The following is a 23,613-nucleotide window of genomic DNA, read 5'->3' on the forward strand; positions in this document are numbered from 1 at the left end:
GTGCCATGAACGACCGTGCGGGGGTCTCGCCCGAGGGCGGGGCCCCCGACCGCCGTTCTCGGGCGGAGCCTCCGGCGCCCCGGGCTCCTTCCGAGTCCGCGGGTGCGTCGGCCGCGCCGCCCCGATCCGAGGCCGGTGTCGCCGATGCGACCGTGCCGGCGATCGACGACCGCCCGACGCTCGAGCCCTCGTCCGAGGGCGAGTCCTCGTCCGACGACCCGCTCGCGCCCTACCGACCCGCAGAACCGACCCTGCGCGCCGATCCCGCCGTCCGCGAGTTCGACGTGCCCATCGACACGGGTCAACTCCGGCGCATCTCGACCGGGCAGCTGCTCGTCGTGCATCGGCCCGAGTACGACCAGCGCGAGGTCGTGGAGGCGCAGCAGCAGAGCCGCGCCTACAGCTGGGTCGCCGCGGTCACGGGCACCGTCGGAGCGACGGCATCGCTGTTCGTCGGGTGGATGCTGCCGCTCTCGATCGCGGCCATCGTCTTCGGCGTGCTGGGCCTCCGCCGCGAGGAGCACGGGCGAACGCTCGCGTTCGTCGGCATCGGCACCGGGCTCGGCGGACTCGTGTTCTCGGCGCTCTGGATCGGCTATTACGCGATCGTGTTCGGCGCACTGCCGTCCTGACGAGCGGGGTCTCGAGACGCGTCCTCCTGCGTCGGGCGCTCCTCAACCCGCGGTTTCGAGCCGTTCGACGAGCAGCGTCACGTGGCGACCCTGCTCGCGGGTGAGCACGACGGTCGCCCGCTCCGAGCCCTTCAGCTTCAGGCGCGTCCGCAGCGCGGCGGGGTCGACGTCGACACCGCGCTTCTTGATCTCGAGCGCGCCCACGCCGCGGGCGTGCAACGCCTGACGCAGCCCGCGCTCATCGGCGGGCAGCCGTTCGATCACCCGGAACCCGCGGGCGAACGGCGATGCGAACGCGGTGTCGGCGGTGAGGTAGGCGATGCCGGGACTCAGCATCCAGGCGCCGTTCGACCGGGCGAGTTCGCCGATGAGCCGCGCTCGGATGACCGCGCCGTCGGGCTCGTAGAGGTAGTCGCCGAGCGGGCCGTCGGGGGCGTCGGGGGAGTCGGCCGCCGCGCTGAGCTCGTGCGCCAGCTCGCCGCGGATGACGAGCGCCGAACGGCCGATGCCGGGGCGTGCGAGCGCGCCGAGCCAGACGCCCAGTTCGACCACGTCGCCGTCGACGGAGACCCACTGCGCCTCAGCGCCTGCGGGGATCACGTCCCGGTCGGTGCCGGGGCCGAGCTTCACGCCCACCGGCAGCCGGTCGGCGAGCCCGAAAGCGAAGTCGAGGCTCGGCGAGTACGCCGAGGCATCCGCGATGCGCGTCGTGGTGCCGCCCGCGGTGGTGCGACGCGCCGGATCGAGCCAGACGCCGCCGACGCCGCCGAGCGCGACGTCCCCCGCGCGCTCGTGCAGCACCCGGGCGTGGGGGAACGGGGTGAGGTTGTAGGCCGCGATCGCAGCGGTGACCTCGTCGGCATCGGCGGCGGTCACCTCGAGGTCGATCGCGGCCATGGCGAGGGCGTCCCCGCCGATGCCGCAGCCGAGGTCGGCGACGTGGTGCACCCCGGCTCGTGAGAACCGGCCGGCGTGGAGTGCGGCGACCTGCAGCCGGGTCGCCTGTTCGAGTCCGGCTTCGGTGAAGAGCATGCGTGCGGCGAAGGGGCCGAACTTCGCTGCGGCCTTCGCACGGAGCTTCGCCTGGCTGAGCACGGTGGCGACCAGCGAGGCCGGATGCCCCTGGCGGCGGAGGGCGGCGACCGTCTTCACGATGTCGGCCTTCGAGTCCCATTCGGGCAGGCCGTCGAGGAGCCGCAGCCCTTCGGGTGAGAGGAGTTCGACGAGCTCGGAGCGTTCCACCCGGCCACGCTAGCACCGTGGCGCGGCCGCCGAGCGGCGACGGTGCGGGGCATCCGACCGCCGTGTTCGCCCCGCGTGAACGGACTGGCACTCACGTTGCACGAGTGCCAAAACGCGCCTAGACTCGGCTTAGCACTCTCACTCAGAGGCTGCTAATCAGTCTTCGCAAGACAGTTTCTTCATCAGAGAGATAGGGGCAACCGTGTCGGTTTCCATCAAGCCGCTCGAGGATCGCATCGTCATCAAGCAGGTCGAGGCCGAGCAGACCACCGCGTCGGGCCTCGTGATCCCCGACACCGCCAAGGAGAAGCCCCAGGAGGGCGAGGTCGTGGCGGTCGGCCCCGGCCGCATCGACGACAACGGCAACCGCGTCCCGCTCGACGTCGCCGTCGGCGACAAGGTGATCTACTCGAAGTACGGCGGCACCGAGGTCAAGTTCGGCGGCGAGGACTTCCTGGTCCTCTCGGCCCGCGACGTGCTCGCGGTCGTCGTTCGCTGAGCGACTCGATTCATTCCAGAACGGCCCGGGTGCAGCGCATCCGGGCCGTTCTGCGTCTTCGCCCTCGGCCGCCGCTGCCACCTCGCGGGGGCGTAGTCTGTATCGGTGAATCCCGCCCCTGAGACCCCTGCTGCGACGACGCGAGCTGGCATCAGCAGGCCCGGACTCGCGTACGCGATCTCCTCCTACCTTCTCTGGGGCTTCCTCCCCATCTACTTCATCGCGCTCGCACCCACGGGCTCGCTCGAGATCGTCGCCTGGCGGATCCTCCTCTCGCTCGTCTTCTGCGCGCTGCTCATCACGGTGACGCGCGGATGGGGCGCACTCTTCGCCCTGCTCCGCGACCGACGGGTGCTCCTCACAATGGCGGTGGCGGGCGTGCTCATCTTCGTCAACTGGCAGACCTACGTCTACGCGGCGGTCTCCGAGCAGGTCGTCGAGGCTTCGCTCGGATACTTCATCAACCCGATCGTGACCGTCTTCCTCGGCGTCCTCGTGCTGCGCGAACGGTTGAACACGACGCAGTGGGTCGCCGTCGGCATCAGCATCGTCGCGGTGGTCGTCCTCGCCGTCGGCCACGGGCAGTTCCCGTGGATCGCGCTGCTGCTCGCCTTCTCGTTCGGCTTCTACGGACTCATCAAGAAGCGGGTCGGTCCTCGCGTCGACGCCGTCTCGGGCCTGACGCTCGAGACCCTGTGGCTCGCACCCCTCGCCGCAGTGCAGCTGTGGTGGGTCGCCGCGACCACGGGGCTCACGATGGGCGCCGAAGGCACCTGGCACACCATGCTGCTGCTCGGCGCCGGCGCCGTCACGGCGGTGCCGCTGCTGCTGTTCGCGGCGGCCTCGCGCAGGCTTCCGCTCATCTACATGGGCTTCATCCAGTACTTCGCCCCGTTCATCCAGTTCCTCGTCGGCGTGGTGCTCCTCGGCGAGCCGATGCCGCCCGAGCGATGGATCGGGTTCGCGCTCGTCTGGGTGGCCCTCGCCGTGCTCACGGTCGATCTCCTCCGTGGAGTTCGGCGGGCGTCGAGGCGTGTCGTCGCCGAGCCGGTCTGAGCACGCGCCGAGTGCGGGTTCCGCGCATGATGACGCCGAATGACGCTGATTTCGTGCGTGGAGCCGCGGAAGGGTGTCGATGAGGTAACAATCCCGACGGGTGTTACCGGGTTGTGACCGGGGTGACTTGTGTCCGCCGATGCCCCGGAATACTGTCAGACAACGGCGTCCCCGTGACGCTGCTTTGTGTACCGATTCCTTCAGTCCCAAGGAGCAACATGAGCGTATTCGCGAAGGCCACGGCCAAGCGCTCGACGCGCGCAGCCTGGACGGGTCTCGCCATCGTCGGCGTCAGCACCCTTCTCCTGACCGCGTGTTCGTCGGGCGAGACCCCGTCGACCGAGTCCGAGGAGCCCGCCGACACCGGCGACGCACTCGCCATCGAGGCCGGTGAGCGCGACCTCACGCTGAAGGTCGGTCAGCTGGCCCCTCAGAGCGGCACGCTCGCCGTGCTGGGCCCGCCCCAGATCGCGGCGGCGCAGCTCGCGGTCGACGACATCAACGCGGCCGACCTCGGCATCACGCTCGAGCTCGTGCTGCGCGACGAGGGCGACACCACGATCGACGTGTCGACCGGCTCGGTGACCGACCTGCTCTCGCAGGAGGTCTCGGCGATCACCGGTGCAGCCGCATCGGCGCAGACGCGCAACGTCTACGAGCAGGTCACCAGCGCGGGCGTCGTGATGATGTCGCCGTCGAACACCGGTCTCGACCTGTCGACGATCGACGACAACGGGCTGTACTGGCGTACCGCGCCCTCCGACCTGCTCCAGGGTGAGGTGCTCGGCAACCTCGTCGCCGACGACGGCAACTCGACGCTCGGCGTCATCTACCAGAACGACGCCTACGGCACCGGCTTCGCCGACGCCACGAAGACGGCGTTCGAGAGTGCCGGCGGAGAGGTCGTCGCGGAGTCGTCGTTCAACACGGGCGACACCAACTTCACGACGCAGATCGCCGACGTGACGGCGCAGAACCCCGACGCGATCGTGCTGATCACGTTCAACGAGGTCCTGACCATCATCCCCGAGCTCGTGGGCGGCGGCTTCGCCGGTGACAAGATCTATCTCACCGACGGCAACCGGCTCGACTTCAGCGAGTCCTTCGCCCCCGGCCTGATCACGGGTGCGAAGGCCACGACCCCCGGTCTCGACCTCGCGAGCCTCGGTGACTTCACCGAGCGCCTGCTCGAGATCGACCCGAGTCTGACCGACTTCACCTACGCGGCGGAGTCGTACGACAACATCGTGCTGTTCGCGCTGGCGGCCTACGCGGCCAACGACACGGCCGGCCAGTCGATCGCCGACTACCTCACGCAGATCTCCGGCACCACCGGCGGCGGAGAGAAGGTGACCGACTTCGAGTCGGCCGCGGCGCTCCTCGCCGAGGGCGAGCAGATCGACTACGACGGTCTGTCGGGTCCGATCACGTTCGACGAGAACGGTGACCCGACCGGCGCGACGATCGGTGTCTACGAGTACAACGACAACAACGTCTCCGAGCGCATCAACTGATCTCAGTTCGCTCGAAGACGGCGGCCCCGGTGCGAGAGCACCGGGGCCGCTCTCGTACCCGGGCACCCGGCGCCAGTACGGATTCGACGCCGATGCTGCGGGGGCGACATGGGGCAGGAAGACCGAAGGGCGAACGCCGCACGGCGTCCGCCCTTCGTCGAGTCCGGAGAGGGCTCAGTCGTCCTCGTCCTGGCCGAGGGTGCCGAGATACAGGCCGATGACCTTGGGGTCGTTGAGCAGCTCGCGGCCGGTGCCCGTGTGGGCGTCACGGCCCTGGTCGAGCACGTACCCGCGGTGGCAGATCTGCAGGCAGCGCCGCGCGTTCTGCTCGACCATGATCGTCGTCACGCCCGCCTTGTTGATCTCCTTGACGCGGAGGAAGGCCTCGTCCTGGCGGACGGGGGAGAGTCCGGCGCTCGGCTCGTCGAGCAGCAGCACGTGCGGCCCCATCATGAGTGCTCGTGACATGGCCACCATCTGCCGTTCACCGCCCGAGAGCGATCCGGCGCGCTGCTTCAGGCGTCTGCCGAGCTCGGGGAAGATCGCGGTCACGAACTCGAGACGCTCGGCGAGACCCTTCGGCCGCAGGTAGATGCCCATCTCGAGGTTCTCCTGAATGGTGAGACTCGGGAACACGTTGTTCGTCTGCGGGACGAAGCCGACGCCCTTCGCCACGAGTCTGTTCGCCTTCAGGTTCGTGATCTCCTCGCCGTTCAGGAAGATTCCGCCGTCGCGCACCTTCACGAGGCCGAAGATCGACTTGAGCAGCGTCGACTTGCCCGCCCCGTTCGGGCCGATGATGCCGATCAGCTCGCCCTGCCGGGCGACGAGCGAACAATCGTGCAGGATGTCGACGCCGGGCAGGTAGCCCGCCGTCACGCCGCGCACCTCGACGACGACCTGGTCGGCCGGGGCGCCGGGGCCGGGCGCGTCGACCACGGGGCTACTGTTCGTCATCGATGAGCTCCTTCAATGCTTCGACGTGACCGGTGTCGGTCTGGCCGAGGTCGGTGTCGTGGTGGGCGCCGAGGTAGGCGTCGATGACCGCCTGATCTTCCATGACCGTGCGCGGGTCGCCCTCGGCCACCACGCGTCCCTCGGCCATCACGATCACCCAGTCGGCGATATGGCGAACCATGTGCATGTCGTGCTCGACGAAGAGCACCGTCATTCCTTCGGCCTTGAGGCCCAGGACGTGGTCGAGCAGCGACTGCGTGAGGGCAGGGTTCACCCCCGCCATGGGCTCGTCGAGCATGACGAGCTTCGGGTCGCTCATGAGCGCCCGGGCCATCTCGAGGAGCTTCCGCTGCCCGCCCGAGAGGCTCGCCGCGTAGTCGTCCTTCTTGGCGTCGAGCTTGAACCGGGCGAGGAGTTCGAGGGCCTTCGCCTCGATGTCCTCATCTTGCTTGCGCCAGAGGAACGGCAGCAGGGCGCGGAAGATGTTCTCGCCGAGCTGTCCGGTCGCACCGAGCTTCATGTTGTCCATGACGCTCAGGAGCGCCAGCGCCTTCGTCAGCTGGAACGTGCGGATGAGGCCCATCCGCGCCACCTTGAACGCAGGGACGTGTGCGAGCGACGTGCCGTTGAAGCTCCAGGTACCCGAGTCGGGCTTGTCGAAACCGGTGAGCAGGTTGAAGAAGGTCGTCTTGCCGGCGCCGTTCGGGCCGATGAGGGCTGTGATGGCGCCGCGCGGGATCTCGACGTGCTCGACGTCGACCGCAGTGAGCCCGCCGAAGGTGCGCTTCACGCCGTCGGCGATGAGGATCGGATCGACCTTGCGGCACCCGGGCGCCGCGTCGCCGACATGCAGGCCGACGGTCTTCACGGGCTTGTTCGTTGGGGTGATGTCACTTGACAAAGGCCATCTCCTTCTTGTTTCCGATCAGACCTTGCGGTCTGAACACGACCATCAGCATGATCGCCACCCCGACGAGGATGAATCGCAGCTGACCGGCCTGCACCGCTGAGATCGGGATCCACCCGGCCTCGACCGCACGGGCGATGAATCCAGAGAAGAACGAGAGCAGCACCCAGAACACGACCGAGCCGACGACCGGGCCGAGCACGGTGGCAGCGCCGCCGAGCAGCAGGATCGCCCACACGAAGAAGGTGAGCGAGGTGGCGTAGTTCGACGGGATCACCGCGCGCGGCATGATGAAGATCATGCCGGCGAGGGTGCCGAACACGCCACCGAGGATGAGGCTCTGCATCTTGTACGAGTAGACGTTCTTGCCGAGGGCGCGCACGGCGTCCTCGTCTTCGCGGATACCCTTGAGCACACGGCCCCACGGGCTGCGCATGAGAAGCCAGACGAGCACGCAGGCGAGGGCGACGACGCTCCACCCGACGACGATGTTCCACCAGTCATTCGCGCTGAACATCCACGGGCCGAAGCCGGCCTTGCCCTCGAAACTGAAGGGGTTCAGCGCGCGGTATCCGTCCTTGTATTCACTCAGGCCGTTGGCCGACCCCGTGACATCCACGAAGGTGTTCGTCGTGAACAGGAGCCGTACGATCTCGGCGGCCGCGATCGTCACGATCGCGAGATAGTCGGCGCGAAGCCGCAGCGTCGGGATGCCGAGTATCAGTGCGAAGACGACCGACGCTGCGATGCCGACGAGCACGGACGCCCAGACCGGGAACCCGAAGGTGAGTACCGAGATGGCGTAGCCGTAGGCGCCGAGCGCCATGAAGCCGGCCTGACCGAAGTTGAGCAGGCCGGTGTAGCCGAAGTGCACGGCGAGGCCGAGCGCCGCGAGCGCGTACGCCGCGGTCGTCGGGCTGATCAGCTCGGCGGCTGCGTTCGAGAAGAGTGTTCCCCAGTCGATCATGTCCTGCCTCCTAACCGATCCGCTCTCGTCGACCCAGGATGCCCTGCGGCCGCAGCAGCAGTACGAGGATCAGCACCACGAGCGCGGCGACGAACTTCATGTCGGCGGGCAGCCAGAGCGTCGAGAGTTCGACGAACACGCCCACGATGAGCGACCCGACGAGGGCGCCGAACGCGGTGCCCAGACCGCCGAGGGTGACCGCGGCGAACACGAGCAGCAGGATCTGGAAGCCCATGTCCCAGCTCGCGCCAGGCCGGTAGTAGGCCCAGAGGATACCGCTGAGCCCGGCGAGGGCGGAGCCGAGCACCCACACGATGCGGATGACGCGGTCGACGTCGATGCCGCTCGCGGAGGCGAGGCTCGGGTTGTCGGAGACCGCCCGGGTGGCCTTGCCGATCCGGGTGCGGAGCAGGAGCCACGCGACGCCGAGCAGCACCACGATGCTGACCCCCATGCTCGCGAGGTCGATCCACGAGAGCGAGATCGGGCCGAGGTCGAGATCTCCCGGCGACGCCCCGGGCAGCTGCCGGGTGCGACCGCCGTAGAAGAACTGGTACGTGTACCGCATCGCGAGGGCGAGGCCGATGCTCACGATCATGAGCTGGATCGTGCCGACGCCACGTCTGCGCAACGGCTTCCAGAGTGCGGCGTCGAGCGTCCAGCCGAGGGTCGCGCTCAACGCGACGGCGACCAGGATCGCGAACCAGACCGGCACCAGCCCCGAGAACGTGAACGCCATCAGCGCGCCGAAGGTGATGAGCTCCGAGTGCGCGAAGTTGCTGAGGCCGGTGGTGCCGTAGATCAGTGAGAGCCCGATCGCCGCGAGGGCGAGGAGCAACCCGAAGTTGAGACCGTTGACGAGCCGGTTGACGAGCTGGTCGAAGAACGAGACCGTGACCCGCGTGCCCTCCCCGAGGAAGAAGTTCACCGACTTCGAGTTCGTGAGGCCGAACTCGGCCGTGCGGGGGTTCTGGCCCTCGGCGACGACCACACCGTCGGGCAGTGTGTCCTCGTCGAGTTCGATCGTGTACTCGATCTTCTCGGGCACGCCGACGCGCCACCTGCCCTCGGCGTCGCTTTCGGCGTCGGCCGAGAAGCCGCCGCCCTTGACGCTGATCTTCACGCCTTCGAGCGGCTCGCCGTCGAACTGCACATTTCCCGTGAAGGCGAACTCGTACTCCTCGGACTCCGCGGCCGTACTCCCATCCTCCGCCATCGCAGGGGACGCTGCGATGCCGGACAGAGTGAGTGCGGACAGAAGGAGTCCGAAGAGGAGAAGCCACCTCCCGCGAGAGCGTGTCTGGGCTGATCTCGTGGGTTCCACTGCACCTCCAAGGGGTCGCGGAGGCCTCGTGGACCTCCGGGACCGGTCCTTTCCCGTCGACGACGTCGTCGACGGTACGTGCCGATTATGTCTCATGTGTTTCGGACATGAGCACAACAAGCCCTCGATTGTTATCCGGGGAATGCCCGCGGTGCAAACTCGCTTAACATTGATGCACCGCCAACTCGCCGACGACGCGCCCTGCGCGGGCGCACTCCACACGAAGGGAAGTCATGGATCAGGCAGATCCGTTCGGATTCACGGGACTCACGTACGACGACGTCCTCCTCCTGCCCGGTCACACCGACGTGATCCCGAGCGAAGCCGACACGCACTCGAGGCTCACGCGTCGCATCACCGTCGCCACGCCGCTGCTGTCGGCCGCGATGGACACCGTGACCGAGTCGCGCATGGCGATCGCGATGGCGCGCCAGGGCGGCATCGGCATCCTGCACCGCAATCTCTCGATCGCGGACCAGGCCGAGATGGTCGACCGGGTGAAGCGCAGTGAGTCGGGCATGGTCTCGAACCCCGTCACCACCACGCCGGATGCCTCGGTCGCCGACGTCGATGCACTGTGCGCGACCTACCGCGTCAGCGGACTGCCCGTCGTCGACGACGACGGCAAGCTCGTCGGCATCATCTCGAACCGCGACATGCGCTTCGTCTCCGACTTCGACAAGCCCGCCACGAAGGTCAGCGACGTCATGACCAAGATGCCGCTGATCACCGGGCGAGTGGGCATGAACCCAGATGAGGCGCTCGCGATCTTCGCCGAGCACAAGGTCGAGAAGTTGCCGCTCGTCGACGACGACGGGCACCTCACCGGGCTCATCACCGTCAAGGACTTCGACAAGTCCGAGCAGTACCCGAACGCCACGAAAGACAGCGAGGGCCGCCTCCGCGTCGGTGCGGCGATCGGCTTCTTCGGTGAGGCATGGGAGCGCGCCGAGGCCGTCCGCGACGCGGGAGTCGACGTCATCGTCGTCGACACCGCGAACGGCGAGTCGGCGGGCGTGCTCGACATCATCCGCCGCCTGAAATCCGACCCGAGCTTCGCCCACATCGACGTGATCGGCGGCAACGTCGCGACCTACGAGGGCGCGAAGGCGCTCGTCGAGGCCGGCGCCGACGCCGTCAAGGTCGGTGTCGGGCCCGGTTCGATCTGCACCACCCGCGTCGTCGCCGGCGTCGGCGTGCCGCAGGTCACGGCCGTGTACGAGGCATCCAAGGCCACGAAGCCCGTCGGGGTGCCGCTCATCGCCGACGGCGGCCTGCAGTATTCGGGCGATATCGCGAAGGCGCTCGTCGCGGGTGCCGACACGGTGATGCTCGGCTCGTTGCTCGCGGGCACGGCCGAGAGCCCGGGCGAGCTCGTGTTCCAGAACGGCAAGCAGTTCAAGGCCTACCGCGGCATGGGGTCGCTCGGCGCGATGCAGACCCGTGGCAAGAAGACCTCGTACTCGAAGGACCGCTATTTCCAGGCCGACGTGCCGTCCGACGACAAGCTCATCCCCGAGGGCATCGAGGGGCAGGTGCCCTATCGTGGCCCGCTCTCGGCGGTGGCCTACCAGCTCATCGGCGGCCTCCGTCAGTCGATGTTCTACGTCGGCGCGCGCACCATCGAAGAGCTGAAGACGAAGGGCCGCTTCGTGCGGATCACGCCGGCGGGCCTCAAGGAGTCGCACCCGCACGACGTGCAGATCGTCGTCGAAGCGCCGAACTACACGCGCTGACGGCTCGGCTGGAGCACCCGACACGGGCGGCACGACTTCGGTCGTGCCGCCCGTTGCCGTCAGCGCCCCGCCGCGTCAGCCAGCCGGGTGACGGCCTCGCCGAGCACCTCGGGGGTGCACGCGAAGTTCAGGCGGGCGCGCCCGCGCCCGACCTCTGCGCCGAACATCGTGCCGACGCCGAGCGCGACCCGCGCGTGCTCGAGGGCGTGGGCGGCGGGGTCGTCGCCCCAGCCGAGGGCCGAGAGGTCGAGCCACGCGAGGTAGGTCGCGTCGGGGATGCGGTACCGCACGCCCGGGAGTTCGTCGGCGAGCAGTTCGGCGAGCAGTCGCCGGTTGTCGTCGAGGCTCGCGAGCACGCCGTCGAGCCAGTGCCCGCCCTCGCGGAACGCGGCCACCGAGGCGATCGAGCCGAACTGGCTCATCCGCCACTCGACCTCGTACGGGAATGCGCGGCGCACGGCGTCGCCGCGGTCGGAGCCGGTGACGACCATCGCGGCCTTGAGCCCCGCGAGGTTGAACGCCTTCGAGGCCGCCGTCACCGTGACGCCGTGCTCGCGAGCGGCGTCGGAGACGGTGAGGAACGGCGTGTAGATCGAGCCGGGCTGCGAGAGCGGGCCGTGCACCTCGTCGGACACGATCGTCGCACCGTGCTTCGCCGCGAGCTCGGCAAGCGCCGCGAGCTGCTCGCGGCTCGGCACGAGCCCGATCGGGTTGTGCGGATTGCAGAGCAGCATCGCCCTGGCGCCCCCCGCGAACGCGGCGTCGACGGCGCCGAGGTCGAGCGACCAGCCCTCGTCGATGCCACCGAGCATCGGCACGTCGACGACCGTCGCTCCGGCCTCGGTCACGATGTCGAAGAACGGGGGGTAGATCGGCGGGGTGATCACGACGCCGTCACCCGGCTCGGTGACCCGCCTGAGCACCTCGACGAGCCCCATCGCGACGTCGGCGGTGCACGTGATGCGCCCCGGGTCGACCTCCCAGCCGAAGCGCTCCGCGGCGAAGGGGGCGAAGGCCTCCGCCACCGCGCGGCTGCCCGCCGCGTAGCCCGTGTCGGAGCGGTCGACCGCGGCGTGCAGCGCGGCGGCGATGGGCTCCGCGAGCGGGTAGTCCATCTCGGCGACCGGCAGCGGCAGCACGTCGGCGTCGTAGTGGCGCCACTTCTCGCTCGTACGGGTGCGGAGGACGTCGAGGGGCTCTGCGGCGATGCGATGCATGCTTCCAGCTTGCCGCAGAACGGGCGAGGGTGGCAGGGTCGGCGTCCACCTTGTATCCTGATCGGCTGCCCACCCGGGCGGCGCGACCGCGGGACACCCGAGACCGGTCGCGAACCGATCGGAACACCTTCATGGGCTTCATCGACGTCAACGGCGTCTCCTTCTCGCTTCCCGACGGGCGGCCGCTGCTCGCCGATCTCGCATTCCGCGTCACCGACGGAGTGACGACGGCCCTGATCGGTGCCAACGGCGCGGGCAAAACGACGCTGCTGCGGATCATCCGCGGCGAACTCCGCCCCGATGAGGGGAGCGTGCAGCTCGACGGCGGACTCGGGGTCATGGACCAGTTCGTCGGCACCGGGCAGACGATCGACGGCGCGGATGCCACGGTCGCGGGCCTGCTCGTCTCGGTGGCGCCCGCACGCATCAGGTCCGCCGCGCTGGAGCTCGTGGCATCCGAGAACGCCCTCATCGAGCGCGACGACACCGTCGCGCAGATGCGGTACGCGACCGCGCTCGCCGAGTACGCCGAAGCCGGGGGTTACCAGCAGGAGGTCGTCTGGGACCACTGCACCCTCGCGGCGCTCGGCATCCCGTTCGAACGTGCGAAGTGGCGCGAGCTCTCGACGCTCTCGGGCGGCGAGCAGAAGCGGCTCGCCCTCGAGGCGCTGCTGCGCGGGCCCGAGCAGGTGCTGCTGCTCGACGAACCCGACAACTCGCTCGATGTGCCCGGCAAGCGGTGGCTCGAGGAGCAGCTGCGGCAGACCCAGAAGACGGTGCTGCTCGTCTCGCACGACCGCGAGTTGCTCGCGCGCGCCGCCGATCGCATCGTCACGATCGAGCTCGGTGCGGCGGGCAACACCGCCTGGGTGCACGGCGGCAGCTTCGAGGGGTACCACGCGGCGCGCGACGACCGGTTCGCGCGACTCGACGAGCTGCGTCGCCGCTGGGACGAGCAGCACGCTGCGCTGAAGACCCTCGTGCAGACGATGAAGGTGAAGGCGACGTACAACGACGGCATGGCCTCGCGGTACCAGGCCGCCGTGACCCGACTGCGCAAGTTCGAGGAGGCCGGCCCGCCGGAGGAGCGCCCGCCCGCGCAGGCGGTCTCGATGCGGTTGCGCGGTTCCCGCACCGGCAAGCGCTCGATCGTCTGCGAGGGGCTCGAACTCACGGGGCTCATGCGCCCGTTCGAGCTCGAGGTCTGGTACGGCGACCGCGTCGCGGTGCTCGGCTCGAACGGCTCGGGGAAGTCGCACTTCCTGCGGCTGCTGGCGGGTGGCGGCACCGAGCCCGACCGCACCCTCGGCCACGTGACGAGCGTGGGCGAGACGCTCGCACGGGTGCCGCACGAGGGGCGCGCGGTGCTCGGCGCGCGCGTCGTACCGGGGTGGTTCGCGCAGAATCACGAGCATCCCGAGTTCAGGGGGCGCACGCTGCTCGACATCCTGCACCGCGGCGATGCGAACCGGGAGGGGATGGCCAGGGAGGCCGCGAGCTCGGCCCTCGACCGCTACGGGCTCGCGGGGGCGGCGCTGCAGAACTTCGAGCGGCTCTCCGGCGGTCAGCAGGCGCGCCTGCAGATCCTGCTGCTCGAACTCTCGGGGGCGACGCTGCTGCTGCTCGACGAGCCCACCGACAACCTCGACCTCGTCTCGGCGGAGGCACTCGAGGAGGCACTCGAGCGTTTCGACGGAACCGTGCTCGCCGTCACCCACGACCGCTGGTTCACCCGCAGCTTCGATCGCTTCGTCGTGTTCACCGCGTCGGGGGAGGTCGTCGAGGCGGATGCCCCGGTGTGGGACGAGGGACGCGTCGCCCGGGTGCGCTGACCCGACCCCTTTCGGGTTTACAGGACATTCGCCGATTTGCAGGACGGGTGGATGCACAAGGCGTCCTGCAAACGCACCGATGTCCTGTAATCCCGAGGAACCGGCCCGGTTGGGGCCGACCGATAGGCTGGGACGGTGAGCCAAGAGATCGAGATCGGCCGCTCCAAGCGGGGCCGGCGCGTATACGCATTCGACGACATCGCGATCGTGCCGAGCCGGCGCACCCGCGACCCCGAAGACGTCTCGGTCGGCTGGGCGATCGACGCCTACCAGTTCGACATCCCGTTCATCGCGGCGCCGATGGACTCGGTCGTCTCGCCGCAGACGGCGATCATGATGGGTGAGCTCGGCGGACTCGGCGTGCTCGACCTCGAAGGGCTGTGGACCCGCTACGACGACCCGGCCCCCGTGCTCGCCGAGATCCGCAGCCTCCCGGCCGACCGCGCGACCGAGCGCATGCAGCAGCTCTACTCCGAGCCGATCAAGCCCGAACTCGTCACGGCCCGTCTCGCCGAGATCCGCGCCGCCGGGGTCACCGTGGCCGCAGCCCTCTCGCCGCAGCGCACCCAGGAGCTCTACGAGACCGTCGTCGCCGCCGGCGTCGACCTCTTCGTGATCCGCGGCACCACGGTGTCGGCCGAGCACGTCTCGAAGAACCAGGAGCCGCTGAACCTCAAGAAGTTCATCTACGAGCTCGACGTGCCCGTGATCGTCGGCGGTGCCGCGACCTACACGGCGGCGCTCCACCTCATGCGCACGGGCGCGGCCGGCGTGCTCGTCGGCTTCGGAGGCGGCGCCGCCTCGACGACCCGCGCGACCCTCGGCATCCACGCCCCGATGGCGACCGCGGTCGCCGACGTCGCCGGGGCCCGCCGCGACTACCTCGACGAGTCGGGCGGCCGCTACGTGCACGTCATCGCCGACGGCGGCGTCGGCACCGGCGGCGACATCGTGAAGGCGATCGCCTGCGGCGCCGATGCGGTCATGCTCGGTGCGGCGCTCGCGCGCGCGACGGATGCCCCGGGCGGCGGCTACCACTGGGGCGCCGAAGCGCACCACCCGAAGCTCCCGCGCGGCCGACGCGTGCACGTCGGCCAGGTCGCACCGCTCGAAGAAGTGCTCTACGGGCCGGCCCCGGCCGCCGACGGCACCGCGAACCTCGTGGGTGCGCTGCGCCGCTCGATGGCGACGACGGGCTACTCCGACCTGAAGGAGTTCCAGCGCGTGGAGGTCATCGTGGAGCCGTACCTGGGGTCGTAGCACCGGCGCGGCTGCCCCGCGGGTCGCCGCCCTGCCGGATGCCGGTTCGTCGCCACCGGCTCTACTCGTTCGCCGGGGTCTCGGGTAGCGTGGAACCGGATCACGCGGCCCAGCCACGAGGCCGCGGGGATGGGGTGGCACGATGGCTCGGAACAAGTCGGTGACGCGTTCGCAGAAGCTCGGACCCGAGGAACGCGCGGCCGCGATCGCCCGGCTCAAAGAGAAAGAACTCGACATCCTCGTCGTGGGCGGCGGAATCGTCGGCACGGGTGCCGCGCTCGACGCCGTCACCCGAGGGCTCTCGACCGGGCTGCTCGAGGCCCGCGACTGGGCCTCGGGCACGTCCAGCCGATCGTCGAAACTCGTGCACGGCGGCATCCGCTATCTCGAACAGCTCGACTTCCGCCTCGTGCGCGAGGCGCTCATCGAACGCGGGCTCCTGCTGCAACGCATCGCGCCGCACCTCGTGAAGCCCGTCAGGTTCCTCTATCCGCTCCAGAAGCGGGTCATCGAGCGTTTCTATGTCGGCGCCGGCATGCTGCTCTACGACATCTTCAGCTACACCGGCGGCCGGCCGCCGGGCGTGCCGCACCACCGGCATCTCTCGAAGCGGCAGGTGCAGCGTGCCATCCCCTCGCTCGCGCCGAACGCCCTCGTCGGCGGCCTCACGTACTACGACGCCCAGGTCGACGACGCCCGCTACGTGGCATCCCTCGCGAGAACCGCGAGCTTCTACGGCGCGCACGTCGCGAGCCGCGTGAAGGTCGACGGCTTCATCAAGGTGGGCGAGCGCGTCGTCGGGGTGACGGCGCACGACCTCGAGACCGATGAGCACTTCGAGGTTCGCGCCAAGCAGGTCGTGAACGCGACCGGCGTCTGGACCGACGACACGCAGCGCATGGTCGGCGAACGCGGCACGTTCAAGGTGCGCGCGTCGAAGGGCATCCACCTCGTGGTGCCTCGCGACCGCATCCAGTCGGCGATGGGCATGATCTTCCGCACCGAGAAGAGCGTGCTGTTCGTCATTCCGTGGGGCCGTCACTGGCTCATCGGCACGACCGACACCGACTGGAACCTCGACAAGGCGCACCCGGCGGCGACCGCCGCCGACATCGACTACCTGCTCGAACACGTCAACCGGGTGCTTTCGATCCCGCTCACGCGCGAAGACGTCGAGGGCGTGTACGCCGGGCTCCGGCCGCTCCTCGCCGGCGAGAGCGACCAGACCTCGAAGCTCTCGCGAGAGCACCTCGTCGCGCACACCGTGCCGGGGCTCGTCGTCATCGCGGGCGGGAAATGGACCACGTACCGGGTGATGGCGAAGGACGCGATCGACGCCGCCGTCGACGCGCTCGACGGCCGAGTCCCGCCGTCGACCACGCAGGACATCCCGCTCCTCGGTGCAGAGGGTTATCAGGCCGCGTGGAACAAGCGCGGCAAGATCGCGCAGGCCTTCGACGTGCACAAGGTGCGCATCGAACACCTGCTGAACCGCTACGGCACGTTGACCGATGAACTGCTCGACCTGATCCGCAGCGACCCGCGTCTCGGCGAACCGCTGCCGGGGGCCGACGACTACCTCGCCGCCGAGGTCGTGTACGCGGCCTCGCACGAGGGCGCGCTGCACCTCGACGACGTGCTCGCGCGGCGCACCCGCATCTCGATCGAGGCCTGGGATCGCGGGGTCTCGGCCGCGCCGGTCGCGGCGAAGCTGATGGGCGAGGTGCTCGGCTGGGATGCGGCGCGCGAGACGCTCGAGGTCGAGCGCTACCTCGAACGCGTCGCCGCCGAACGCGCCTCGCAGGAGCAGCCCGATGACGAATCGGCCGACCGGGTGCGGCTCGAGGCGCCTGACATCGTGAAGGTCGACTGAACCCGGCAGCCCGACCGAACCCCGTTCTCGTGCGTGAACCCGGTGCATCCGGGCCCATTCACGTGAACGGGGTTCGGTGGTGCTGGGGCCGAGGGCACGCACAGGTGGGGCCGGGTAGGCTTGTCCATCGTGTCAGCCGAGTCCCGACGCGCCACCGTGCGCATGATGGTGCGCCCCCGCTGGGTGCTCGCACTCCTCCTCGCACTCGGCATCGCGGCGGCGTTCGCGGTGCTCGGCCAATGGCAGCTCGAGCGGGCGGTCGAGCAGGCCGTGGTCGTCGAGCATCCGACCGAGGAGCTGCGGCCGTTCGCGGGCGTCGCCGAGCCCGGCGCCCCGACCGCGCAGGCCGTGACCGGCCAGAAAGTCGAGGTCGCCGGGGCATTCGTGCCGGGCGACACCGTGCTGGTGGCCGACCGCCGCAACGACGGCACCTCGGGCTACTGGGCGGTCGCGCATCTCGAGGTTGCGGATGCCCCGGAGGGAGGCCTGCCGGTCGCACTCGGCTGGGCCCCCGATGCGCAGGCGGCGCAGGCCGCAGCCGATCGGTTCGACGCCTCGATCGATCCCGAAGCGCGGGTGGCGATCGTCGGTCGGTTCCTGCCGAGTGAAGCACCGGTCGCCCCCGCCGACGACGAAGACCCTTTCCTCATGCGCTCGGTCGCGGTCGCGCAGCTCGTGAACGTCTGGGTCGACTACGACGACCGGCCCGTGTACTTCGGGTATGTGACCGCAGCCGAGCCGGTCGAGGGGCTCGAGGCGATCTACTCGCCGCCGCCCCAGCAGAACACCGAGCTCAACTGGCTGAACATCTTCTACGCGGTCGAGTGGGTCGTGTTCGCGGGCTTCGCGATCTACCTCTGGTACCGGCTCGTGCGCGACGCCGTCGAGCGCGAGCGGGAGGAGGCGGCAGAGGCCGAGGCGGCCGCCGGCCACGCCCCGGTCGACGCCGGATAGCCCGAGCCGACCCCGGTCGGCCGGCACGGCCGCCCGGTCGAACCGCGCGGGCTGTGCCGCGTCGCGCATCCGCCCGGCTCAGCGACCGAACGCCGCCGCGAACTCGGGGGCGGGCTCGATCTCGGTGATCACGTCGACGAGCACTCCGCCCGGATCGCGCACGATCACGTGACGCTGGCCGAAGGCCTCGCTGCGGAGCGCCTGTACGGTCGGCACCCCGGCGGCGTCGAGTCGGGCCGCGAGTTCGTCGACGTCATCGACCTCGAGGTTCACGAGCATGCCGCGGGCGGCTTCGCCGTACCCGGCGGGGATCGACTCGTGGCTGGCGTCGAGCAGTGCGAGCTCGTGACCGCGGTCGGGGTGGCGGAGGCTCACGTACCAGTCGGATTCGAAGGTGGTCGCGAATCCGAAGTGCTCGCGGTAGAAGCGCGCGCTCGCGGAGACATCCGCGGTGCAGAGGACGGGGTAGCAGCCGGTGAGCATGATCTCTTCTCCTTCTCGCAGATGCATACAGGCTGTATGTATCTTTCCTCAGCGTGACTGACGTACAGTGTGTATGTCAAGCAGGGAGGGTCGCATGGCGACGAAGGCGGAGCAGCGCGAACGCACGCGGGCCGAGATCGTGCGGCTCGCGACCGCTCGGTTCGCCGAGCACGGTTACGCGGGCGTCGCGCTCGAAGAGCTGATGACCGAGGCCGGGCTCACCCGCGGCGCGCTCTACCACCACTTCGGCAGCAAGCAGGGGCTGTTCCAGGCTGTCGTCGAGCAGGCGCAGCACGGGGTCGCACAGGCGGTCGAACAGGCCTCGACCGGCCACGGCGACGTGCTCGACGACTTCCTCGCGGGGTGCCGCGCCTTCCTCGAGGCGAGCCTCGCGCCCGAGGTGCGTCGGATCCTGCTGATCGAGGGCCCGGCCGTGCTCGGCTGGGGCGAGTGGCGCGAGGGCGACCTCGACACGAGCGTGCGTCTGCTCGACGAGGGCGTCGCGGAACTCGTCGCCGCCGGGGTGATCGAGACCAGCTCGCTCGACACCGTCTCGACGATGCTCTCCGGTGCGCTCAACGAGGTCGCGATCGCCAATGCGGCTTCGCCCGACCCCGCTCGCGGCATCGACGACGCCGTCGAGACCCTGGCCCGGTTCCTGCTGGGTCTGCGCCCAGCCGCGGCCACGTAGAATGTACCCATGCCCCTCGAGCCGAAATCCGCCGATCTGCCGCGCATTCGCGGGGCGCTGAAGTTCTACAAGGTCGCCTCGGTGATCACCGGCGTCATGCTGCTCCTGCTCTGCGCCGAGATGCTGCTGAAGTACGTGTGGCACCTCGAGCTCTTCGCATTCGGGCCCAATGGGCTGCTGAGCTTCGAGCCGGTCATCGAGACGGCGGCCGGCCTCGAGTCGACCGGCTCCGGAGTGAACCTCTCGACCGGCATCCTCATCGCCCACGGCTGGTTCTACGTCGTGTACCTCTTCAGCGACTTCCGGCTCTGGAGCCTCATGCGCTGGCACTTCGGCCGGTTCATCCTGATCGCTCTCGGCGGCATCATCCCCTTCCTCTCGTTCTTCCTCGAGGTTCGCGTCGCACGTGAGGTGACCGCGTACCTCGACCGCCGCGAATCCGCAGAGGCGGCCGCCGCGAGCGCCGCCCCCGAGGCATCCGAAACCACCCCCGATTCCGTGGAGGCCCAGTAGTGACCGACCAGCAGACCGAGCAGCGGCCCGTTCTCGTCGTCGACTTCGGCGCGCAGTACGCGCAGCTGATCGCACGGCGAGTGCGCGAGGCATCCGTCTATTCCGAGATCGTGCCGCACACGATCACGGCCGACGAGGTGCGCGCGAAGAACCCCATCGGCATCGTGCTCTCGGGCGGGCCGTCGTCGGTCTACGAGGAGGGCGCGCCCCGCCTCGACGAGGCCGTCCTCGAGCTCGGCGTGCCGACGCTCGGCATCTGCTACGGCTTCCAGGTGATGGCCCAGCACTTCGGCGGCGAGGTCGCGCACACCGGCCAGCGCGAGTACGGCGCGACCGATGCGACCGTCGCGGATGGCTCGGGCAACCCCCTCGTCGTCGAGCAGCCCGCCGCCCAGACGGTGTGGATGAGCCACGGCGACTCGGTCGCCCGTGCGCCCGAGGGCTTCGAGGTGCTCGCCTCGACCGCCTCGACCCCCGTCGCCGCCTTCGCGAACGACGAGCGCAAGCTCTACGGCGTGCAGTGGCACCCCGAGGTCAAGCACTCGCCGTTCGGCCAGGGCATCATCGAGAACTTCCTGCACCGCGCCGCCGGCATCCCCGCCGACTGGAACCCGGGCAACGTCATCGCCGAGCAGGTCGCCCGCATCCGCGAGCAGGTCGGCTCCGCCCGCGTCATCTCGGCCCTCTCGGGCGGCGTCGACTCGGCCGTCTCCACGGCGCTCGTGCAGCAGGCCGTCGGCGACCAGCTCACCGCCGTCTTCGTCGACCACGGCCTCCTCCGCAAGGGCGAGCGCGAGCAGGTGCAGAACGACTACGTCGCCGCGACCGGGGTGCGCCTCGTCACGATCGACGCGGAGGACACGTTCCTCGACGCGCTCGCCGGGGTGACCGACCCCGAGGAGAAGCGCAAGATCATCGGGCGCGAGTTCATCCGCTCGTTCGAGGCCGCCGAGCGCGACCTGCTCGCCGAGGCCGCCGCCGACGGCACGCCCATCAAGTTCCTCGTACAGGGCACGCTGTATCCCGACGTCGTCGAGTCGGGCGGCGGTTCGGGCACCGCGAACATCAAGAGCCACCACAACGTCGGCGGCCTTCCCGAAGACCTGCAGTTCGAGCTCGTCGAACCGCTGCGCACCCTCTTCAAGGACGAGGTACGCGCCATCGGCCGCGAGCTGGGCCTGCCCGAGGCGATCGTCGGCCGCCAGCCGTTCCCCGGCCCCGGGCTCGGCATCCGCATCGTCGGCGAGGTCACCCGCGACCGGCTCGAGCTGCTGCGCGACGCCGACGCGATCGCTCGCGAAGAGCTGAGCGCCGCCGGCCTCGACCAGGAGATCTGGCAGTGCCCGGTCGTGCTGCTCGCCGACGTGCGCTCGGTCGGCGTGCAGGGCGACGGCCGCACCTACGGCCACCCGATCGTGCTGCGCCCCGTCTCGTCGGAGGACGCGATGACCGCCGACTGGACCCGCCTGCCGTACGACGTGCTCGCTCGGATCAGCAATCGCATCACGAACGAGGTGCGCGAGGTCAACCGCGTCGTGCTCGACGTCACGTCGAAGCCGCCGGGGACCATCGAGTGGGAGTGACCCGCTCCTGACGTGCGCGAAGGGCGCCGGCCGCGTGGCCGGCGCCCTTCGGCGTCTCGGGGGTGGCCCGCGGGCTGCGCCGCGAGCAGTGCGAGGGCATGACGAGTCGTCAGCACCGCCGGCCGGATCGCCGACGGGGCAGGCCGCTGGTGCCGTGTGTCGAGGCGCCGCGCCGACGACTCGTCACGACACTCAGCGGCGGGCTGCTCGGGCGAACGCGCCCGAAACGACGAACGGCCGCCCTGGGGCGGCCGTTCGAGTGTGTGCGGGAATCGCTAGTCGCGCGCGATCGCGATCATGCGGAGGATCTCGAGGTAGAGCCAGATGACCGTGACCATGATGCCGAAGACGCCGGTCCACTCGTACTTCTTCGGGGCGCGGTTGCGCACGCCCTGCTGGATGAAGTCGAAGTCGAGCACGAGCGAGTAGGCGGCCATGATGACGACGAGCACGCCGAGGATGAGTCCGAACGGGATGCCCATGATGTCGGCGCCGCGCATGCCCCAAGGGTCGTCGTTCACGCCGAAGAGCATGAGACCCATGTTGATGAGCGAGAACACGAGGTATCCGACCATCGCGATCATGAATACCTTCGTCGCCTTCTTCGACGCCCGGATCTTGCCCGACGCGAACAGCGCGAGCGTCACGCCGAAGACGACGAGCGTCGCGATGACGGCCTGAGCCACGATGCCGCCGCCGTACATCATCTCGTACCAGGCCGAGATGCCGCCGACGAAGACGCCCTGCACGCCCGCGTAGGCGAGGATGAGGCCGGCCGACGGCTCGCGCTTGAAGGTGTTGACGAGGGCGAGGACGAAGCCGACGATGCCGGCGCCGATCCAGAGGAAGGGCACGCTCTCGACCGTCAGCCAGCCGAGGGCGGCGCCGACGAGGAGGAGGCCGAAGCCGGCGACCGACTTGCCGAGCGTCGACTCGACCGTCATCGTCTCGCCCGCGGGCGGCGTCGAGGGCTGGTTGTACATCTCCTGCAGCTGCTGGGCCGAGACGTCCTGCGCTGCGGCCACGGCTCCCTGCTGCGAGAAGGCGGAGTTCCGCGAGAATGCGGGATTGTCGAGAGCCATGGTTTCCTCTGCTTTCGGCTGTCGTCGGATGCGGGGGATCGGCGACCGGATGCGGCATCCGTGCCGTGAACAAACCTACCTGAATACTCCGAGACAACGCCGTGAGTTCTCGCGGAATTCCGCGGAAGCGACGGCGGTGCTGGCTACGCTGGGCCCATGCAGCTCGATCTGGCCCCGCGCCCGCTCGTCATCGGCCACCGCGGCGCCCCGGGCTACCGTCCCGAGCACACCAAGTCGGCGTACGAGCTCGCGTTCGCGCTCGGCGCCGACGCGGTCGAGCCCGACCTCGTCGCGACGCGCGACGGCGTGCTCGTGCTGCGGCACGAGAACGAGATCTCGGGCACCACGGATGTCGCGTCGCGCCCCGAGTTCGCGGGTCGCCGCACCACGCGCGAGATCGACGGCAAGCCGCTCACGGGCTGGTTCACCGAGGACTTCACGTGGGCGGAGCTCGCGACCCTGCGGTCACGCGAGCGGCTCGGCGCGCTGCGGCACGCGAGCGCGAGCTTCGACGGCCGATACCCGATCATCCGCCTGCGCGAGCTGTTCGAGCTCATCGACCGCGCGGCCGACGAGCAGCGGCGGATGCTCCGGATGGTGGCCGAGTTCAAGCACGCCGCCCATTTCGACGCGCTCGGGCTTCCGCTCGACGAGCTGTTCGCCGCCGAGCTCGGCGCCGCCGGGTGGGGTGCGGGCGACGAGCGCCTGATCATGGAGGCGTTCGAGCCGACCCTGCTCGACCGGCTCGGGGCTCGTGGCATCCGAGGGCGCCGGGTGTTCCTCATCGAGAACTCGGGCGCCCCCTGGGACCTCGTGCTCGCCGAGGGGCGCCGCGCGCCGCGCTACGACGACTTCGTGACCGAGCGGGGGCTGCGCGGCCTCGCCGGCCGCTTCGACGGAGTGAGCGTCGGCAAGGCCCGGCTCGTCGGCCCGGCGCCCCGACGTTCATCGGATGCCACGGGGTCGCCCTTGCGCGGTGCGGCGCTCGTCGCGGCGGCGCACGCCGCGGGGCTCGACGTGTACACGTGGACGCTTCGCCCTGAGAACCGGTTCCTCGCGTCGGCGCGTCGACGCGGTTCCGCGCGAGCCGGTTACGGCGACTGGGCGGCCGAGTTCGCCGAGGCGCTCGCGACCGGGATCGACGGCATCTTCGTAGACCACCCCGATCTCGGGGTCGAGGCGCGGCGGGAGTTCACGGAGCAGGCCCGGTAGCGAGAATCCAGGCGGTCGAGGAGCGCCCGGCGGAGTCGGACGCGTCTCGAGGACCGCGACCCGGGCTCGAACGCTGCCG

The 23,613-nt window shown here is 69.7% G+C and carries 21 protein-coding genes; 13 read left to right on the plus strand and 8 right to left on the minus strand.

The window, feature by feature from the left end:
* The first annotated feature begins 5 nt into the window (after window positions 1–5).
* The gene (locus H516_RS0110995) at window positions 6–632 is read left to right on the plus strand and encodes a DUF4190 domain-containing protein (protein ID WP_022889764.1); all 627 of its coding nucleotides are present in this window, start codon (window positions 6–8) and stop codon (window positions 630–632) included.
* A gap of 42 nt (window positions 633–674) precedes the next feature.
* On the opposite strand, the gene H516_RS0111000 is transcribed toward H516_RS0110995, so the two are convergent.
* Window positions 675–1,874 (minus strand): class I SAM-dependent methyltransferase, encoded by a 1,200-nt coding sequence (locus H516_RS0111000; RefSeq protein WP_022889765.1) that lies wholly within the window; start codon window positions 1,872–1,874, stop codon window positions 675–677.
* Window positions 1,875–2,076: 202 nt separating this feature from the next.
* On the opposite strand from H516_RS0111000, the gene groES reads away from it, so the two are divergent.
* The 3 genes from groES (at window position 2,077) to H516_RS0111015 (ending at window position 4,943) form a co-directional block, all read left to right on the plus strand.
* A complete protein-coding gene (gene groES / locus H516_RS0111005) occupies window positions 2,077–2,373 on the plus strand; it encodes a co-chaperone GroES (RefSeq protein WP_022889766.1) in 297 nt (98 codons plus the stop codon).
* 105 nt (window positions 2,374–2,478) lie between these two features.
* Window positions 2,479–3,429, plus strand: coding sequence for an EamA family transporter RarD (rarD, locus tag H516_RS0111010; protein WP_022889767.1), 951 nt, complete (start codon window positions 2,479–2,481; stop codon window positions 3,427–3,429).
* Window positions 3,430–3,647: 218 nt separating this feature from the next.
* The gene (locus H516_RS0111015; protein WP_022889768.1) at window positions 3,648–4,943 is read left to right on the plus strand and encodes an ABC transporter substrate-binding protein; all 1,296 of its coding nucleotides are present in this window, start codon (window positions 3,648–3,650) and stop codon (window positions 4,941–4,943) included.
* Window positions 4,944–5,117: 174 nt separating this feature from the next.
* Here H516_RS0111015 and H516_RS0111020 read toward each other — a convergent pair whose 3' ends face one another.
* From H516_RS0111020 to H516_RS0111035, 4 genes are read right to left on the minus strand one after another with little or no spacing between them, the layout of a single operon-like run.
* On the minus strand, window positions 5,118–5,900 hold the full coding sequence (locus H516_RS0111020) for an ABC transporter ATP-binding protein (protein WP_051138799.1): 783 nt from the start codon (window positions 5,898–5,900) through the stop codon (window positions 5,118–5,120).
* The gene (locus tag H516_RS0111025; protein ID WP_051138800.1) at window positions 5,887–6,801 is read right to left on the minus strand and encodes an ABC transporter ATP-binding protein; all 915 of its coding nucleotides are present in this window, start codon (window positions 6,799–6,801) and stop codon (window positions 5,887–5,889) included. The genes H516_RS0111020 and H516_RS0111025 overlap by 14 nt, the downstream gene beginning before the upstream one ends.
* A complete protein-coding gene (locus H516_RS0111030) occupies window positions 6,791–7,771 on the minus strand; it encodes a branched-chain amino acid ABC transporter permease (protein WP_026378683.1) in 981 nt (326 codons plus the stop codon). The genes H516_RS0111025 and H516_RS0111030 overlap by 11 nt, the downstream gene beginning before the upstream one ends.
* 13 nt (window positions 7,772–7,784) lie before the next feature.
* Entirely contained in the window at window positions 7,785–8,990 is a 1,206-nt protein-coding gene (locus H516_RS0111035; protein ID WP_022889772.1) for a branched-chain amino acid ABC transporter permease, read from the minus strand.
* 341 nt (window positions 8,991–9,331) lie between these two features.
* Here H516_RS0111035 and guaB point away from each other — a divergent pair, with 341 nt between their 5' ends.
* On the plus strand, window positions 9,332–10,834 hold the full coding sequence (gene guaB, locus H516_RS0111040) for an IMP dehydrogenase (RefSeq protein ID WP_022889773.1): 1,503 nt from the start codon (window positions 9,332–9,334) through the stop codon (window positions 10,832–10,834).
* A gap of 59 nt (window positions 10,835–10,893) precedes the next feature.
* On the opposite strand, the gene H516_RS0111045 is transcribed toward guaB, so the two are convergent.
* Window positions 10,894–12,051, minus strand: a complete 1,158-nt coding sequence (locus H516_RS0111045) for a MalY/PatB family protein (protein WP_022889774.1) — start codon at window positions 12,049–12,051, stop codon at window positions 10,894–10,896.
* A gap of 131 nt (window positions 12,052–12,182) precedes the next feature.
* Here H516_RS0111045 and H516_RS0111050 point away from each other — a divergent pair, with 131 nt between their 5' ends.
* From H516_RS0111050 to H516_RS0111065, 4 genes are all read left to right on the plus strand, one after another.
* A complete protein-coding gene (locus H516_RS0111050) occupies window positions 12,183–13,883 on the plus strand; it encodes an ABC-F family ATP-binding cassette domain-containing protein (RefSeq protein WP_022889775.1) in 1,701 nt (566 codons plus the stop codon).
* Window positions 13,884–14,018: 135 nt separating this feature from the next.
* The gene (locus H516_RS0111055) at window positions 14,019–15,143 is read left to right on the plus strand and encodes a GuaB3 family IMP dehydrogenase-related protein (protein ID WP_022889776.1); all 1,125 of its coding nucleotides are present in this window, start codon (window positions 14,019–14,021) and stop codon (window positions 15,141–15,143) included.
* 142 nt (window positions 15,144–15,285) lie between these two features.
* Window positions 15,286–17,016: a glycerol-3-phosphate dehydrogenase/oxidase gene (locus tag H516_RS0111060; RefSeq protein WP_022889777.1), complete on the plus strand. Its 1,731-nt coding sequence runs from the start codon at window positions 15,286–15,288 to the stop codon at window positions 17,014–17,016.
* A 129-nt stretch (window positions 17,017–17,145) separates the two neighbouring features.
* Entirely contained in the window at window positions 17,146–17,970 is an 825-nt protein-coding gene (locus H516_RS0111065) for an SURF1 family cytochrome oxidase biogenesis protein (RefSeq protein WP_026378686.1), read from the plus strand.
* 78 nt (window positions 17,971–18,048) lie between these two features.
* On the opposite strand, the gene H516_RS0111070 is transcribed toward H516_RS0111065, so the two are convergent.
* Entirely contained in the window at window positions 18,049–18,453 is a 405-nt protein-coding gene (locus H516_RS0111070) for a VOC family protein (RefSeq protein WP_033197121.1), read from the minus strand.
* Between the two features lie 94 nt (window positions 18,454–18,547).
* Between H516_RS0111070 and H516_RS0111075 the strand changes: the two genes are divergently transcribed.
* Genes H516_RS0111075 through guaA form a run of 3 tightly spaced genes read left to right on the plus strand, consistent with a single transcriptional unit; the run spans window position 18,548 to window position 21,240 of the window.
* On the plus strand, window positions 18,548–19,144 hold the full coding sequence (locus tag H516_RS0111075; RefSeq protein ID WP_022889780.1) for a TetR/AcrR family transcriptional regulator: 597 nt from the start codon (window positions 18,548–18,550) through the stop codon (window positions 19,142–19,144).
* Window positions 19,145–19,153: 9 nt separating this feature from the next.
* A complete protein-coding gene (locus H516_RS0111080) occupies window positions 19,154–19,657 on the plus strand; it encodes a DUF3817 domain-containing protein (RefSeq protein WP_022889781.1) in 504 nt (167 codons plus the stop codon).
* Window positions 19,657–21,240, plus strand: coding sequence for a glutamine-hydrolyzing GMP synthase (guaA, locus tag H516_RS0111085; RefSeq protein WP_022889782.1), 1,584 nt, complete (start codon window positions 19,657–19,659; stop codon window positions 21,238–21,240). Before H516_RS0111080 ends, guaA begins: the two co-directional genes overlap by 1 nt.
* Window positions 21,241–21,515: 275 nt before the next feature.
* On the opposite strand, the gene H516_RS0111090 is transcribed toward guaA, so the two are convergent.
* Complete coding sequence (locus H516_RS0111090; protein ID WP_022889783.1) at window positions 21,516–22,322, minus strand: Bax inhibitor-1/YccA family protein; 807 nt, start codon at window positions 22,320–22,322, stop codon at window positions 21,516–21,518.
* Window positions 22,323–22,478: 156 nt separating this feature from the next.
* Here H516_RS0111090 and H516_RS19685 point away from each other — a divergent pair, with 156 nt between their 5' ends.
* Window positions 22,479–23,534 (plus strand): glycerophosphodiester phosphodiesterase family protein, encoded by a 1,056-nt coding sequence (locus H516_RS19685; RefSeq protein ID WP_022889784.1) that lies wholly within the window; start codon window positions 22,479–22,481, stop codon window positions 23,532–23,534.
* Window positions 23,535–23,613 lie beyond the last annotated feature (79 nt).

Origin of the sequence: Agromyces italicus DSM 16388, assembly GCF_000421545.1 — a bacterium.
Lineage (GTDB): Bacteria > Actinomycetota > Actinomycetes > Actinomycetales > Microbacteriaceae > Agromyces > Agromyces italicus.

Excerpts from the sequence above, each read along its gene's own strand:
- H516_RS0111020 (WP_051138799.1), bottom strand. The coding sequence starts at position 5,900 with ATGACGAACAGTAGCCCCGTGGTCGACGCGCCCGGCCCCGGCGCCCCG.
- H516_RS0111045 (WP_022889774.1), bottom strand. The coding sequence starts at position 12,051 with ATGCATCGCATCGCCGCAGAGCCCCTCGACGTCCTCCGCACCCGTACG.
- H516_RS0111035 (WP_022889772.1), bottom strand. The coding sequence starts at position 8,990 with ATGGCGGAGGATGGGAGTACGGCCGCGGAGTCCGAGGAGTACGAGTTC.
- H516_RS0111070 (WP_033197121.1), bottom strand. The coding sequence starts at position 18,453 with ATGCTCACCGGCTGCTACCCCGTCCTCTGCACCGCGGATGTCTCCGCG.
- guaB (WP_022889773.1), top strand. The coding sequence starts at position 9,332 with ATGGATCAGGCAGATCCGTTCGGATTCACGGGACTCACGTACGACGAC.
- H516_RS0111080 (WP_022889781.1), top strand. The coding sequence starts at position 19,154 with ATGCCCCTCGAGCCGAAATCCGCCGATCTGCCGCGCATTCGCGGGGCG.
- H516_RS0111015 (WP_022889768.1), top strand. The coding sequence starts at position 3,648 with ATGAGCGTATTCGCGAAGGCCACGGCCAAGCGCTCGACGCGCGCAGCC.
- H516_RS0111060 (WP_022889777.1), top strand. The coding sequence starts at position 15,286 with ATGGCTCGGAACAAGTCGGTGACGCGTTCGCAGAAGCTCGGACCCGAG.
- H516_RS0111050 (WP_022889775.1), top strand. The coding sequence starts at position 12,183 with ATGGGCTTCATCGACGTCAACGGCGTCTCCTTCTCGCTTCCCGACGGG.
- H516_RS0111075 (WP_022889780.1), top strand. The coding sequence starts at position 18,548 with ATGGCGACGAAGGCGGAGCAGCGCGAACGCACGCGGGCCGAGATCGTG.
- H516_RS19685 (WP_022889784.1), top strand. The coding sequence starts at position 22,479 with ATGCAGCTCGATCTGGCCCCGCGCCCGCTCGTCATCGGCCACCGCGGC.
- H516_RS0111090 (WP_022889783.1), bottom strand. The coding sequence starts at position 22,322 with ATGGCTCTCGACAATCCCGCATTCTCGCGGAACTCCGCCTTCTCGCAG.
- H516_RS0110995 (WP_022889764.1), top strand. The coding sequence starts at position 6 with ATGAACGACCGTGCGGGGGTCTCGCCCGAGGGCGGGGCCCCCGACCGC.